The sequence below is a fragment of the Caulobacter sp. S45 genome, assembly GCF_903642205.1.
Taxonomy (GTDB): Bacteria; Pseudomonadota; Alphaproteobacteria; order Caulobacterales; family Caulobacteraceae; genus CAHJWH01.
Genome location: NZ_CAHJWH010000020.1, coordinates 17,855 through 31,218 on the forward strand (window position 1 = coordinate 17,855; position 13,364 = coordinate 31,218).

The following is a 13,364-nucleotide window of genomic DNA, read 5'->3' on the forward strand; positions in this document are numbered from 1 at the left end:
CCGCCGGTCTGCAGGCGATGCTACATCCCAGGCGCGGGGCGGCGCCACAAGCCCGAAGGCTGTCGGGAGGGCGCGGAACATGGTGGATGCAGGGCGGACGGGCGCCGGGGCTCGTCAGGAGCCGCTGATCGTCAAGCCGCCCGGCCTGTCGGTCTGCCTGTTCTGCGGCTCATCCAACGCCGTCGCCCCGGCCTTCCTGGAGGCGGCGGCGGAGTTCGGCCGCATCCTGGCCCGCGAACGCGTGCGTCTGGTTTATGGCGGCGGCGGGATCGGGCTGATGGGGGCGGCGGCCAAGGCGGCGCTTGCGGGCGGCGGGGCGGTGCTGGGCGTGATCCCGGGACTTCCTATGCACCCGCGAGGTGATCTACGACGAAGCGCCCACCTTGAAGGTGGCCGGCATGCATGACCGCAAGCGCATCATGCTGGAGCAGTCCGACGCCTTCGCCGTCTTCCCGGGCGGCATAGGCACGCTGGAAGAGGTCGTTGAGGTCTTGTCTTGGCGGCGACTGGGCCTGCACCGAAAACCCGTCGTCTTCCTGGACCAAGACGGCTTCTGGCGGCCCTTCTTCGCCCTGATCGGCCACACAAGGGAGGCCGGGTTCACGCCGTCATGGGCGACGGACATGTGGCGGGTGGCCGACCACGTGGAGAAGCTGCTGCCGATGATCCAGGCCGAGCTGGACCGGACCGCGACTTCGGACGCGACGCCGGTGGTGGCTCAGAATCTTTGAGCGTGCCTCAAGGCAGGCGCGAGACGCCTGCGGCTATGCGGATCGCGGCAGCCTTGGCGATCGCCGCAGGCGCGCAAGCCTTCCAATAGTCGCCATCGGCGCCTTCGGCCGCCCGGCGCCGCTTGGCGGCATGTGCGAGCATGCGGGCATGATCGGAGCGCCAGGCGCCTATGCAGACCCGTTGCTGAGGTCCGTCGCCCAGGAATGCCCCGACGGGGGTTACTATAGTTGCGGCCGTGCGGGCCGGCGTCCAGTGCAGCATGGGAACTTCCCCACGGCGGCCAACCGCTGATTCGCAGCGGTGACGCTCGGAGCCGGATGCGCATTTCTGCGATCCCTAACGCTTTGTGAACGCGGACGAGCTATTCACGTTCCCGTCGGGCAATCAAGTCCTGGCTGTGGCCTCCCGGCCCGCGAAGACGTAAATCGTCCGGCTACGCTTGCCGCAGACTTATCCGCTCAGCAAATCTCGTCTGGTGGGCGGCTCAGGCCCGTGGCACAGGCGAAGTTATGCCGCACTGGTGTGTCTGCATTGCAAAGATTACCTCTCGCGCCGTAGTGACCGGCAAGGGATCGGCCTGACGTGTTCGCGCTCCTCGGTCCGGCCCTGCTCGTCCTGGCGTTGGCCGGTGCGGTGTTCGCCTTGGTGTCCGCCCGCCTCGCCTTCGCCCACGTCACTGCGCCGCGGCGTGGCGCCCCCGCCGTCCTGGCGCCTGCCGTCACCGTCCTGAAGCCGCTGCACGGGGCTGAAGACGGTCTGCGCGAGAACCTGGAGAGCTTCTGCAACCAGGACTACGCCGGCCCGATGCAGATCGTGTTCGGCGTCCATGACGCCGCGGACGGCGCCATCCCCGTCGTGCGCGCGCTGCAACGGGCCTACCCGCATCTCGACATCGGCCTGGTAGTCGACGGCCGCATCCATGGGGAGAACCGCAAGGTCTCGAACCTCGTGAACATGGCGCGCGCGGTCTCCAACGAGATCATCGTGATGTCGGACAGCGACATCCGGGTGGAGCGCGACTACCTGGATCACGTGGTCGAGCGGCTGCATCGACCCGGTGTCGGGTTCGTCACCTCCCTCTATACGGGAGAGCCCTCCCGAGGCGTCTGGTCCGACCTCTCCGCACTCGGGGTCAACTACCAGTTCCTGCCCAACGTGATCATGGGCCTGCGGCTTGACTTGGCCGAACCCTGCTTCGGCGCCACCATCGCCTTCAAGCGCCACGTGCTGGCCCAGATCGGCGGGTTCGGGGCGCTGAACGACCAGCTCGCCGACGACTACGACCTCGGCCGCGCCATCCGGGCCGCCGGCTACATCGGCAAAGTGGCGGCCACGCCCGTCGTGCATCAGTGCACCGAGACAAGCCTGGCCGAGCTTTGGCGCCACGAGATGCGCTGGTCACGGACCATCCGCATGATCGACCCGGCCGGCTTCTTCGGCCACGGCTTCACCTACGCCACGGCTTGGGCGTTGCTGGGATGCCTCTGTTGCGGCTTCAGTACCGCCGCGGTCGGGGTCCTCCTGGCGGTAATGGCCGCGCGCCTCTATGTGGTGGATCGCGTGGACGCAGCGACGGGCGCCCGCGCGCGGAACCTGTGGCTGCTGCCGGTCCGCGACGTCTTCTCCTTCGCCGTATTCGTATGCTCTTTGTTCGGCAAGACGGTCATCTGGCGAGGCCGTCGTTACAATGTGGATCGGGCCGGCGCCCTAAGCCCAGTGGGCTTGGGCCCTGCCGAGTGGGCCCCCGCCCAGGAGTTCCCTGATGCTTCGCACCCTGTTCATGCAGGCGCCTTCCTTCGACGGCTTCGACGGGGGGGCGGGCTCGCGCTATCAGGCCAAGCGCGAGATCAAGTCGTTCTGGTACCCGACCTGGCTCGCGCAACCAGCCGCTTTGGTCGAGACCAGCCGGCTGATCGACGCCCCGCCGCATAAGACCTCACTCGCCGAGGTTCTGCCCCTCGCGAAACAGTACGACCTCCTGGTCCTCCACACCTCGGTCCCCTCGTTCAAGAGCGACGTGAAGGTGGCCGAGGCCATGAAAGCCGAGAACCCCGACCTGAAGATCGGCATGATCGGCGCCAAGGTGGCCGTGGACGCTGACGGCAGCCTGAAGACCGGCGAAGTCATCGACTTCGTGGCGCGCAACGAGTTCGACTTCACCATCAAGGATGTGGCGGACGGCCACAGCTGGTCCTCGATCAAGGGCATCAGCTACCGCACCGAAGGCGGCGCCATCGTGCACAACGAGGACCGCCCCATCATAGCGGACATGGACAGCCTGCCCTGGGTCACGCCCATCTACCAGCGCGACCTGAAGATCGAGAACTACTTCATCGGCTATCTGAAGCACCCCTACATCTCGATCTACAGCGGCCGCGGCTGCAAGAGCCGCTGCACCTTCTGCCTGTGGCCCCAGACCGTCGGCGGCCACGTCTATCGCACCCGCTCGGTGGAGAACGTGGTCGAGGAGATCGCCTGGTCCAAGAAGGCCTTCCCCCAGGTGAAGGAGTTCTTCTTCGACGACGACACCTTCACCGACGACCTGCCCCGCGCGGAGGCCATCGCCAAGGGCCTGGGCAGGCTCGGCGTCACCTGGTCGTGCAACGCCAAGGCCAACGTGCCCAGAAAGTCGCTGGAGGTGTTCAAGGAGAACGGCCTGCGCCTGCTGCTGGTCGGCTACGAGAGCGGCAACCAGCAGATCCTGCACAACATCAAGAAGGGCATGCGGATCGAAGTGGCCGAGAAGTTCACCAAGGACTGCCACGACCTGGGCATCGCCATCCACGGCACCTTCATCATGGGCCTCCCCGGCGAGAGCGAGGAGACCATCCGCGAGACCATCGAGTGGGCGCGAAAGATCAACCCGCATACGATCCAGGTGTCGCTCGCCGCCCCCTATCCCGGCACCTTCCTCTACAAGCAGGCCATCGAGAACGGCTGGCTGGACGCCGAGCACGCCGAGCTGGTGGACGACAACGGCGTGCAGATCGCGCCCCTGCACTACCCAAACCTCAGCCACGAGCGCATCTTCGAGAACGTGGAGACCTTCTACAAGGCGTTCTATTTCCGCCCGAAAAAGATCGCCTCCATCGTCGGCGAGATGCTGACCAGCCCGGACATGATGAAGCGGCGCCTGCGCGAAGGCGTGGAGTTCCGCGAGTTCCTGAAGGACCGGAAGGGCGCCGGCGTCCCGGCCTGAGCCGTCCTTGAAGCTCCGGCCATGAAGCGTCTGGTCGTGACCGCCGACGACTTCGGCGTCGCGGTGCAGGTGAACGAGGCCGTGGAGCAGGCCCATGCGCAGGGCGTCCTCACCGCCGCAAGCCTGATGGTCGGTGGTGGCGCGGTGGCCGACGCGGCGGCGCGCGCCCGTCGCCTGCCGCACCTGAGGACAGGCCTGCACCTTGTGCTCGTGGAGGGCCGCCCGGTGCTGCCCGCCGCTGAGCTGCCCGACCTGGTCGGCGCCGACGGCCTGTTCCGTCGCGACATGGTGGCCTGCGCGGTCGACATCTTCTTCAAGCCTGCCGCACGTCGCCAGCTGGTGGCTGAGGTCACCGCCCAGTTCGAAGCCTATGCCGCAACGGGGCTCGCGCTGGACCACGTCAACACCCACAAGCACTTCCACCTGCACCCCACGATCGCCGGCGCGATCCTGAAGGTCGGCCGCCGGTTCGGTCTGGACGCCATGCGCGTGCCGTCCGAGCCCCGGGGCGTGCTGGTCGCAGTCGAGCCTGGCGCCAGAGTGGCCCCGGCCTATGTCACCGCGCCCTGGTCGGAGCTGGTGCGGCTGAGGCTCAGGCGCGCCGGCGTGCGCACCGCAGACCATGTCTTCGGGCTGCACTGGTCAGGTGGGGTGACGCCGGCGCGCCTGCACGGGCTGATCGACAACCTGCCTGACGGACTGAACGAGATTTATCTGCACCCCGCCACCGCCGACGGCTTCGAAGGCGCTGCGGTCGGCTACCGGTATGCGGAGGAGTTCGCCGCCCTCACCGATCCCCGCGTGCGCCAGGCCGTGGCCGCCAGCGGGGCGGTGCTCGGCGGCTTTGCCGACTTCCGCACGAGCCCGCCGCGGCATGTCTCAGGCGTCGCGGCGGCCTGGACATGAGCATTGAGGCCGCCACCCTCGCCCGGCCGCCGGGACGCCCGCACCGCGCCCTGACGCCCGCCCGCCTCGGCCTGGCGGTGGGCGCCCTGCTGGGGGTAGTGCTCGCCGTCGTCGTCGTCGGCTGGTTCGGCTTCGCCAAGGTGCTCTCTGCGCTTACAGCGATCGGCTGGCGCGGCTTCGCCCTGTTCGTCCTCTATAGCCTGGCCTGCTTCCCCATCACCGGCGCCGCCTGGTGGACGCTGGCGGCGGGCGAGCCGCTGCGGCGGCTGTGGACCTTCACCTTCGGCCGGCTTCTGCGTGAGAGCGCCTCGGACATCCTGCCCTTCGCCTCCATCGGCGGGGTGGTGGTGGGCGTCCGGGGCGTGATCCTGGGGGGAGTGGGACCCGCGCGGGCCTATGGATCGCTGGCCGCCGACCTGATGACCGAGATCGTCGCCCAGATCGCCTTCCTGGGCCTGGGCCTGGCGCTGCTGTCGGCGCACCTCGCCCGCAATGCGGAAGCGCGCGCCTTCGAGCTCTGCTTCCTCGCCGCCATGGCCCTGGCCCTGCTGGCCATCGGCGGCCTGATCTGGGCTCAACGCCGCGGCGTCAGGCTTGTGGACCGCCTGGTCGAACGCTTCGTCCCTGCCGCCAGCGCTCAGGTGCAGGGTGTGCGCGAGGTCATCGCCGACCTGTACCGCCGTCCGTGGCGGCTTCTGGCGAGCATCGCCCTGCACCTGGGCGGATGGATCTCCTCCGCCGTGGGCAGCTGGATCGCGCTGAGTCTGATGGGGGCGCCCCTCTCCATCCCCGCCGTCATCGCCATCGAGAGCCTGCTCTCGGCCATCAAGAGCGCCGCCTTCGTTGCGCCCAACGCGGTCGGCGTACAGGAGGCGGCCTACGCCTTGATCGGCCAGGTTTTCGGCCTGTCCGGCGAGATGGGCGTGGCGCTGAGCCTGCTCCGGCGCGCCAAGGACCTCGCCCTCGGCGCTCCAACCCTGCTGGTCTGGCAGGCGCTCGAGGGGCGACGCCTGGTGCGGACGGACTTGACGCCGCATTGAGGCGCGCCGCCGCAGGTTCCGGCGAGGTCAGTTCGGGTCGGCCCACATCCGCAGCAATCCCATCTGCACGTGCTGGAGGCGGCTGAAATTGTCCCAGTCCATGGACAGCCCCTCCAGCGCCGCAACCTCGTTCAGCTCGTGCAGCAGGCCGCGTCGGGTGGCGTCGGCGATGCGGCTTTCGATGAAGGTCAGGCCCACCACGCGCTCGCCCGCCGTGACCGGCGTCACCTCGTGCAGGGTGTCAGAGGGATAGACAACCGCAGAGCCCGCCGCCCCCCGCAGCCGCACCCGCTGGGCCCCGAGCTGGACGGTGAGGTCGCCCCCCTCATAGGCCTCCGACCCCGAGACGAAGATGGTGCAGGACAGGTCCGAGCGCAGCGGGCGCTCGCCGATGGGCATGAAGGCCGCGTCCGAGTGCAGGCCGTAGGCATGGCCGTGGCGGTAGCGGGTCAGCATCGGCGGAGCCATAACCTTGGGAAACGTGGCGTTCCGGAACGTCTCGCTGCGCTGGAGCGCCTGGGCCATCAGGCGCGAGGACTCCGCATAGGCCGGGTCGCCGTACTCGAGCTGCAGGTTGGCCTTGACCTTGGAATGCGGATTGGTGACCCGCCCGTCGATGAACGGCCGCGTGCGCGCGATCTCGACCAGGCGGGCGACCTCGGCCGCGCTCAGCAGGTCGGGGATTTCTAGGAACATGGACTGATCGCCGGGAGACGCTTCATAAGCGGACCGCTCTAGGAGGCCTCCGGGTCGGCGGCAAGCGGCGCCCGCGCCGCCAGGGCCGCACGGCCCAGGGCGCCCCTCACCGCCGGAAGAGCATCGGCGGCGCGCTGCAGCCACGCCATGCCTGTGCTGACGTCCAAGCCGAAGGTGCGCGCCGCCTCGTCCTGGACCTGTCGGCGGAGGGCGGCGTCGTAGGCGTGCTCCGGCCCCTTGGCGTAGCGGTGCATGATCGGACCCTGCGTCAGGGCGGTCAGATCGAGCGCGTCAGGATCGACACGCAGGTGGCTGAACGCCGCTGCGAGCCAGGGAATAGGGTCGGCCAGGACGCGGTCGAAGTCGAGCCATAGGCACCGGGAAGGATGGGCATCTGCGACGGCGCCCAGGGCCGTGGCCTCGCACAGCCAGTTCAAGGCGATCTGTTCCCCAAGCGTATGCGTGGCAGGCGCGGCTGCCCCCAGACGGTGTTCCAGACGCTGGCGGCGGGTCAAGGCAAGCGCCTGGCTCTCGCGGCGCGAGGCCTCGCCGCCCAGGATGGAGCGCAGATAGACCGGCGGGGTGGCGGTCAGCAGGATCGCCCGGCTTTGCGGCGTTTGGTCCAGCAGGTCGGGGCCGATCTCCGACACAAAGCTGGTCGCCTTGATCAGCGCCGTCTGCCCGGCCCGCCACGTCCGGGAAAACAGGGCCAGCAGCACGGGAAGTCGCTGACCCAGGGGGCTGGCGGCGACCTCGCGCAGCAGGGCCGGCTCGCGCAGGCTGAACAGGCCCGGATGCTCCCCCATGAGCCTGGACAGCAGGGTGGAGCCGACATGGCCGACGTGTAAGATGAAGTGGCTGCGGGTCGGCAGGCGGCGCGCCGCCTGCTCGATCGCGGCCCAATCGGTCCAGACGGACGGCAGCCCCGGCGTGATCAGCCGGCCGTCCAGGAAGCTTGCCCGTGCGTAGGCGGCTTCATCCAGGTGCACGAGGCGGACCCGGCTCCCGTCCGGCGACCCATCGAGGGGGAAGGAGGCGGGCGTCAGCGCCAGCGCCTCCACCAAGTCCATCATTCCAGCCAATCCCGAACCTCAGGAGCAAACAGCGCGTCCATCTCCGATGCGCGGCGGCGGCCCGCAGGGCAAGCCCGGTCACTGCGGGACGGCCGCCTCGCAGGAGGTGCAGCTCCCAGCCGCCCGCCTGGAAGGTCAGCCCTCCGGCTCCTCCATCAGGTCCGGCGCGGGGAAGTCCAGCGCGTCCTCCACGTCCTCGAACGCGCGCTCGGACACCACCTTGCCCGCGACGCTTATCCCCGCCCGGTGCACGCTCACGGGATCGCCGCTCACCAGCGGATGCCACTCGGCCAGATCCCGCCCCTCGTGCAGCCGGCGGTAGGCGCAGGACCTCGGCATCCAGGTCAACTCATCGATCTTGCCAGGCGTCAGCTTGATGCAGTCGGGCACGTAGCGGCGGCGACGCGCATAGTCGGTGCAGGCGCAGGTGTGCACGTCCAGCAGACGGCAGGCCACCCGCGTAGGCAGGATCTCGCCGCTATCCTCGTCCTCGAAGCGGATCAGGCAGCACCGGCCACAGCCGTCGCACAGGCTCTCCCACTCGTCGCGCGACATCTGCGCGAGGGTCTTGGTCCGCCAGAAGGGCTCCGTCACGACACCTCCTGCGTGCGCCTTGACGCCAATGTAGGGGTTTGCGGCTAGGATCGCCGCGTGAGTTCGCCGCCCCCCATCCGCATAGACCTCCGGCGCCCGCCTCGCCAATCCCTGGGACGTGGCGTGAGGGCCGTGCTGGCGATGCTGGTCGGGCTGCTGCTGCTCGCCGGCGTGGGCGGGCTGTGGGCCTGGAAGCTGGCTTTCGCCGACCTGCCGACAATCCCGGACAAGGCGGACCTGTGGTCGCTGAACCGTCCGCCCGGCGTGACCTTCCTGGACCGCGACGGGAACCTGCTGGCCGTGCGTGGCCCTCGCCACGGCCAAGCGCTGGCTTTGTCCGCCATGCCCGCCTACCTGCCCAACGCCTTCCTGGCGGCGGAGGACCGGCGCTTTTACAGCCATCACGGACTTGACCTGACCGGGATCGGTCGGGCGATGCGGGCCAACCTTGGCGCGCACCACGTGGTGCAGGGGGGCTCCACCATCACCCAGCAGGTGGTGCGCAACATCTTCCTCAGCCCCGACCAGACGCTGAAGCGCAAGGTGCAGGAGGCCATCCTGGCATGGAGCCTGGAGCGGCGCATCTCCAAGACCGACATCCTGGAGCTATACCTGAACCGCATCTATTTTGGCGACGGCGCCTACGGTGTCGAGGCGGCGGCCCAGACCTATTTCGGCAAGTCGGCGTCGCGGCTCGACCTGTCGGAGGCCGCCTTGCTGGCCGCCCTGCCCAAGGCGCCGTCGCGCCTCGACCCCGAGGGCGACCTGGACGATGCCATCGACCGCTCCAAGGTGATTCTGGGCGAGATGCAGGCGGACGGCTGGATCACCCCGGCCCAGCAGGCGGACGCCGCCGCCCACCCGCCGGTGCTCGTTGCGGAAAAGCCCGCGGACGGCGACTTCGGCTATGTGCTGGACCTCGCGGCGTCGCGCGCCCGTGACCTGGCCCAGAACCGGGCCCCCGACCTGGTGGTGCGGCTGACCGTGGACCCGCACTTGCAGGCCGTAGCCTCGAAGGTCGTGCGCGACGGCGTGGCCGAGGGTCGCAGGCTGGGCGCCAACCAGGCGGCCCTGGTGGCCCTGGCGCCGGACGGCGGCATCCGCGCCCTCGTCGGCGGCCGCGACCACCGCGCCAGCTCCTACGACCGGGCCACCCAGGCGATGCGCCAGCCCGGCTCGGCCTTCAAGCCCTTCGTCTACGCCGCAGCGCTTGAAGCCGGGGTCAAGCCGGACGACCTGCGTACCGACTCGCCCGTGCGCTTCGGCGGATGGTCGCCGGCCAATTATGGCGGCCACTTCTCAGGCGCGGTCACCGTGGCGGACGCCCTGGCCCGCTCCATCAACACCGTGGCCGTGCGGCTGGCCCATCAGGTGGGCGCGCCCAAGGTGGCTGAGATCGCCCAGCGCTTCGGCCTCAGCATGATCCCGGCCAAACCGGACCTGTCGGTGGCGCTGGGCGCCTACGAGGTGGACCTGCTGGACCTCACCTCGGCCTACCAGGTCTTCCAGCAGGACGGCCACAGGGTGGAGCCCTACCTGATCACCATCATCACCAACGCCCACGGCGATGTGCTCTACCAGCATCCCGAAAGCCCCCGCACGCCCGTGTTCGACACGCAGAAGAACCGGCTGATGGTGCGCATGATGCAGGGCGTGATCGCGCACGGCACCGGCAAGAAGGCGGCGCTGAATCGCCCCGCCGCCGGCAAGACCGGCACCAGCCAGAACTGGCGCGACGCCTGGTTCGTGGGCTTCACGCCCGACTGGATCGCCGGCGTCTGGGTCGGCGACGACCGCTCCCGCCCCATGGCCAAGGTCGCGGGCGGCGAGCTGCCGGCCGAGATATGGCGGCGCTTCATGGTCGCCGCCCACCAGGGCCTGCCGGTGAGCGAATTCCCCGTTCCCGAGGCGACGCTCCCCTCGCCGCTAGAAGCGCAGGCCGCTCCCGCCGCCCACATTGATGAGGCCGATGAGCCAGACGCCCCGCCGTCTCGCCCAGGGCGCGAGGATGCCGATCCTGGTTCCGACGGACACGGCCCGCCGGTGGACTCCCGCCGCGCCTTCTATTCGGGTCTGGCGGATGACTTCGGGCAGGCGGCGGGGGATGGCGACGCCGCGCGCGACGGCGAGCCCGGGGAGCAGGTCCCCCAGCCGCCGCCCTTCTGACGGAGCGGCCGACAGGCTTCTGCGTTGGCTGCAGGGTCGGAGTACGCCATGCAAGAGCTGGATCTGAGCTGGATGTCGCCTGACGTGCGCCGCGCCTTCGACGACGGCGTCCGTTTCTATGCCGAAGCCGTGCGGGACGGAGCGGTGCTGCACATGCAGGACGGCGCGGAGGCCATGCAGCGCGCCTCACAGCTGCACCTGCGTCAGCCAGAGCGGAACGGCGACGCCGCGGCCGCCGATCCGTCGATCTAGACGCGCCTGACCGAGTCACGGCAGGGCTCGGACGGACCCCGGCGCGCCGCTCAGTCGTCCGTCGCGCGAGGGGCGCCGGCGTGGGCCGTCAGGGCGGTCTCCAGCTGGGCGACCAGCAGCTGGCGCAGCCGCTCCGGTTGCACGATCTCGACGTCGCCGCCCCAGGTGAACAGGTGCCAGGCGAGCTCGCGCATCCCGCTCGCCCGGAAGCTCACCGTCACCGAGCCGTCCGGCTCCTCCTGCAGCCTCTGGCCCACCTGGAAGCGCCACTTGCGCGCCGAGGCCGCGGCGTGCGGCGAGAGGCGCAGGACGACATCCTCGGTATCGTCCTGGTAGATGCCGAAGCTCTGGTCGGCATAGGCCTGAAGCGAGAATCCATCAGGGCGATGCGCCGCCCGCCCTAGCGCGTGGATGTCTGAGATGCGATCCAGCCTCCAGTTCCGCGGCGGCGCCCCCTCGCCTTCCGCCGCCACCAGATAATTGCTGCGGGCGAAGAGCAGGCCGTAGGGGATCACCTCGCGCGCCCGGCCGGGCGAGGAGCCGCCGCCATAGCTGAAGCGCAGGGCCACGCCGGCCTTCAGCGCCTCGCGGATGGCGCCGAGCACGATCTCGTCCTCGAACGGACGGGGGCCGGCCTGCACCGCGATCGCCTCGGCCTGGAGCAGCGCCTCCAGGTCCGGAGCGATGCGGCGGCGGGCCGGCGCGCGTAGGGCGGACAGCATCTTGGTCTCCAGCGCGCGCAGCTGGGCGGACCTGACCACGGCGCCCGCGGCGGCGAGTTCACTGGCGGCCGAGGCCAGGGCGGCCAGCTCGTCGGCGGTGGGCGCCTGCATGAAGCCATCGAGCCCCGCAGGGATGCGGAAGCGTTTTGTCGGCGGGTCCGCCACCGCCTCCAGCTGAGGAAACAGGTCCTGAAGGCGGTCACGCATGCGTTCGGCGGTGCGGCGGTCGACGCCGGCCGCCTGGGCCATCTCGTCGAGCGTCATGCCTTCCGCCGAGCCCGCCAAGCTCCGCGCCAGCTCCAGCAGCACACGGGCCTTGTCGTGGCGCATCCTCACTCACGTCCAGGTTTGTCGTAGCGGCCAGTCAAGGGTGGAATGCAGCCGCAGGCAAGCGGCTTTCAGACCTTTGCAGGATCACGCCATGGCCAAGCTGACGCCGTCCCGTCCCTTCACCGCCGCCAAGGGTGCGATCAGCCTCTTCTCCGCACCCCTCATCGTCGCGCCGCCCTCGGAGCAGGTGGTCGCCGCCGTGCTGCAGTACGCAGACGTGCGCGAGGAGCATGACGACGGCCGCGTCACGCTCCGCTTCACCGCCGCCCGGCTCGCACGCGAGGACATGGCCCTGCTGCTGGGGGAAGCCTGCGTCCGCGCCCGCGACATCAGCATCATCTGGGACGAGGCGGAGTGCGAGATGGTGCGGGTCATCGATCTCGCCCCGCTGCGGGCGGGGCGCGAGGGCCTGGATCAGGCCAACCTCTACGCCGCCGCTCGCAAGCGCAGTCTGCGCGCCATGTCCAATGTGACGCTCCACGCCGCCGCCTGAGCGCATTGTCGAGTCTGCCCAGCCAACTAACGGACTTGCAGAAGGTCCCTTCCTCCTTTTCCTGAAAGGTCCTTTAGACGACCAATCCGGTGCGGCTGCTCGCTCTTGCGCTGCAACCCTGCACCTTAAGAGCCGACACGAAGGCCGCTGTGGCTGGCACGGCCAATGCCTCAAAGCCTCACACGAAGACTGGTTAAGGCCTATGTTCCATCGCCCGGATTTCGACGACGCTTGAAACGGCCATCTGCTCGGTCGAGCGCTCAAGCTGATCTACCTCGTCGGTCGTGGGACCGGCCGGGCACGGCTGGCTGGACAGGCTCAGCCTGAAGCGATCAAGCGCGGGTATGCATTGCGTAACGGCCGCTTGCGCAACCACCGGCGCGGTCTCGCCCGACGGCTTAAGCTTCAATGAAGCGGCAGATGCGCAGTCAAGGTAGGCCCTCTGGGCAGCGACTGCGTCGGGCGTGATCTCGCACCTGGGAGGCGCCGGCCTGCAGCCGGCGGCGATGCCAAAGAGGATGCCAGCCGCACAGCCGATTGCCCCTACCCGAGCCTCACAAATGCTTTAGCGAACTCTACATCAAGTCGACGACGTGGATATCCATGTAGTCGCCGATGGCCAATGCAAACACAAAAAAAGAGCCCGGCCGAAGCCGGGCTCTCCTAGGCGTAGTGTAGGTCCGCTTACTGTTGCGGCGGCGGGGGCGGCGGAGCCGACCCGTCGCTCGGCGGCGGAGGCGCCGAGGCGTCGGCGGGAGCCGGCGCCATCGGAGCCGCGGCTTGCGACGGCACGATGTTGATGGTCGTGCGACGGTTCAGAGGCTCCTTCACCCCATCCGGCGTCGGCACGGCCAGATCGGTCTTGCCGACCCAGCTGACGTTCAGCGCACCCTGCTGCACGCCCAGACCCACCAGGGCGTCGGCCACGGCCTTCGCACGGCGCTCCGAGAGGCGCAGGTTGTACTTCACCGAGCCAGACGTGTCGGTGTGGCCGACCACGGTGACCTGGGCCGCGCCGCCTGCCTGGGCGTACTGGGCCGCCTGCTGCACAACCGCTTGGGCGTCGCTCGTAAGGACCGACTTGTCGAAGGGGAAGTACACGACGAACTCACGCGGCTGCGCTTGTTCGACCGGCGGCGGCGGAGGAGCTTCCGGCGGGGG

General features: G+C 69.4%; 14 protein-coding genes and 1 pseudogene. 9 read left to right on the plus strand and 6 right to left on the minus strand.

The features are described from left to right. Positions 1 to 79 precede the first annotated feature (79 nt). Together HUV06_RS16590 and HUV06_RS16595 are read left to right on the plus strand one after the other, a co-directional pair. A complete protein-coding gene (locus HUV06_RS16590) occupies positions 80 to 406 on the plus strand; it encodes a hypothetical protein (RefSeq protein WP_371810980.1) in 327 nt (108 codons plus the stop codon). Beyond that, positions 399 to 731: an LOG family protein gene (locus HUV06_RS16595; RefSeq protein WP_371810981.1), complete on the plus strand. Its 333-nt coding sequence runs from the start codon at positions 399 to 401 to the stop codon at positions 729 to 731. Before HUV06_RS16590 ends, HUV06_RS16595 begins: the two co-directional genes overlap by 8 nt. Positions 732 to 738: 7 nt before the next feature. Here the strand turns inward: HUV06_RS16595 and HUV06_RS03965 are convergent, their stop codons facing one another. Further along, the gene (locus HUV06_RS03965; RefSeq protein ID WP_174299974.1) at positions 739 to 993 is read right to left on the minus strand and encodes a hypothetical protein; all 255 of its coding nucleotides are present in this window, start codon (positions 991 to 993) and stop codon (positions 739 to 741) included. A gap of 321 nt (positions 994 to 1,314) precedes the next feature. Between HUV06_RS03965 and hpnI the strand changes: the two are divergent. From hpnI to HUV06_RS03980, 4 genes and pseudogenes are all read left to right on the plus strand, one after another. Next, positions 1,315 to 2,436, plus strand: a pseudogene (gene hpnI / locus HUV06_RS16180) (bacteriohopanetetrol glucosamine biosynthesis glycosyltransferase HpnI); the annotation flags it as partial. 58 nt (positions 2,437 to 2,494) lie between these two features. Continuing rightward, positions 2,495 to 3,931, plus strand: a complete 1,437-nt coding sequence (hpnJ, locus tag HUV06_RS03970; RefSeq protein ID WP_174299975.1) for a hopanoid biosynthesis associated radical SAM protein HpnJ — start codon at positions 2,495 to 2,497, stop codon at positions 3,929 to 3,931. Positions 3,932 to 3,952: 21 nt separating this feature from the next. Beyond that, on the plus strand, positions 3,953 to 4,837 hold the full coding sequence (hpnK, locus tag HUV06_RS03975) for a hopanoid biosynthesis-associated protein HpnK (RefSeq protein WP_174299976.1): 885 nt from the start codon (positions 3,953 to 3,955) through the stop codon (positions 4,835 to 4,837). Beyond that, positions 4,834 to 5,877, plus strand: coding sequence for a lysylphosphatidylglycerol synthase domain-containing protein (locus HUV06_RS03980; RefSeq protein WP_174299977.1), 1,044 nt, complete (start codon positions 4,834 to 4,836; stop codon positions 5,875 to 5,877). The genes hpnK and HUV06_RS03980 overlap by 4 nt, the downstream gene beginning before the upstream one ends. 27 nt (positions 5,878 to 5,904) lie before the next feature. Here HUV06_RS03980 and HUV06_RS03985 read toward each other — a convergent pair whose 3' ends face one another. The 3 genes from HUV06_RS03985 to HUV06_RS16185 all read right to left on the minus strand — a co-directional run bounded on the left by HUV06_RS03985 (position 5,905) and on the right by HUV06_RS16185 (position 8,240). After that, on the minus strand, positions 5,905 to 6,573 hold the full coding sequence (locus HUV06_RS03985; protein ID WP_174299978.1) for a Fe2+-dependent dioxygenase: 669 nt from the start codon (positions 6,571 to 6,573) through the stop codon (positions 5,905 to 5,907). A 38-nt stretch (positions 6,574 to 6,611) separates the two neighbouring features. Then, on the minus strand, positions 6,612 to 7,646 hold the full coding sequence (locus HUV06_RS03990) for a hypothetical protein (protein WP_217433628.1): 1,035 nt from the start codon (positions 7,644 to 7,646) through the stop codon (positions 6,612 to 6,614). A gap of 135 nt (positions 7,647 to 7,781) precedes the next feature. Beyond that, the gene (locus tag HUV06_RS16185; RefSeq protein WP_256430014.1) at positions 7,782 to 8,240 is read right to left on the minus strand and encodes a YcgN family cysteine cluster protein; all 459 of its coding nucleotides are present in this window, start codon (positions 8,238 to 8,240) and stop codon (positions 7,782 to 7,784) included. 57 nt (positions 8,241 to 8,297) lie between these two features. Here HUV06_RS16185 and HUV06_RS04000 point away from each other — a divergent pair, with 57 nt between their 5' ends. Together HUV06_RS04000 and HUV06_RS04005 are read left to right on the plus strand one after the other, a co-directional pair. Continuing rightward, a complete protein-coding gene (locus HUV06_RS04000; RefSeq protein ID WP_254600862.1) occupies positions 8,298 to 10,406 on the plus strand; it encodes a transglycosylase domain-containing protein in 2,109 nt (702 codons plus the stop codon). 48 nt (positions 10,407 to 10,454) lie between these two features. Beyond that, positions 10,455 to 10,658 (plus strand): hypothetical protein, encoded by a 204-nt coding sequence (locus HUV06_RS04005; protein ID WP_174299982.1) that lies wholly within the window; start codon positions 10,455 to 10,457, stop codon positions 10,656 to 10,658. 50 nt (positions 10,659 to 10,708) lie between these two features. Here the strand turns inward: HUV06_RS04005 and HUV06_RS04010 are convergent, their stop codons facing one another. Continuing rightward, positions 10,709 to 11,710, minus strand: a complete 1,002-nt coding sequence (locus HUV06_RS04010; protein WP_174299983.1) for a YafY family protein — start codon at positions 11,708 to 11,710, stop codon at positions 10,709 to 10,711. A gap of 91 nt (positions 11,711 to 11,801) precedes the next feature. On the opposite strand from HUV06_RS04010, the gene HUV06_RS04015 reads away from it, so the two are divergent. After that, positions 11,802 to 12,203, plus strand: coding sequence for a hypothetical protein (locus HUV06_RS04015; RefSeq protein WP_174299984.1), 402 nt, complete (start codon positions 11,802 to 11,804; stop codon positions 12,201 to 12,203). Positions 12,204 to 12,887: 684 nt separating this feature from the next. Here the strand turns inward: HUV06_RS04015 and HUV06_RS04020 are convergent. Further along, positions 12,888 to 13,364: OmpA family protein (locus HUV06_RS04020; protein WP_174299985.1), on the minus strand; the 477-nt coding region annotated here is incomplete at its 5' end.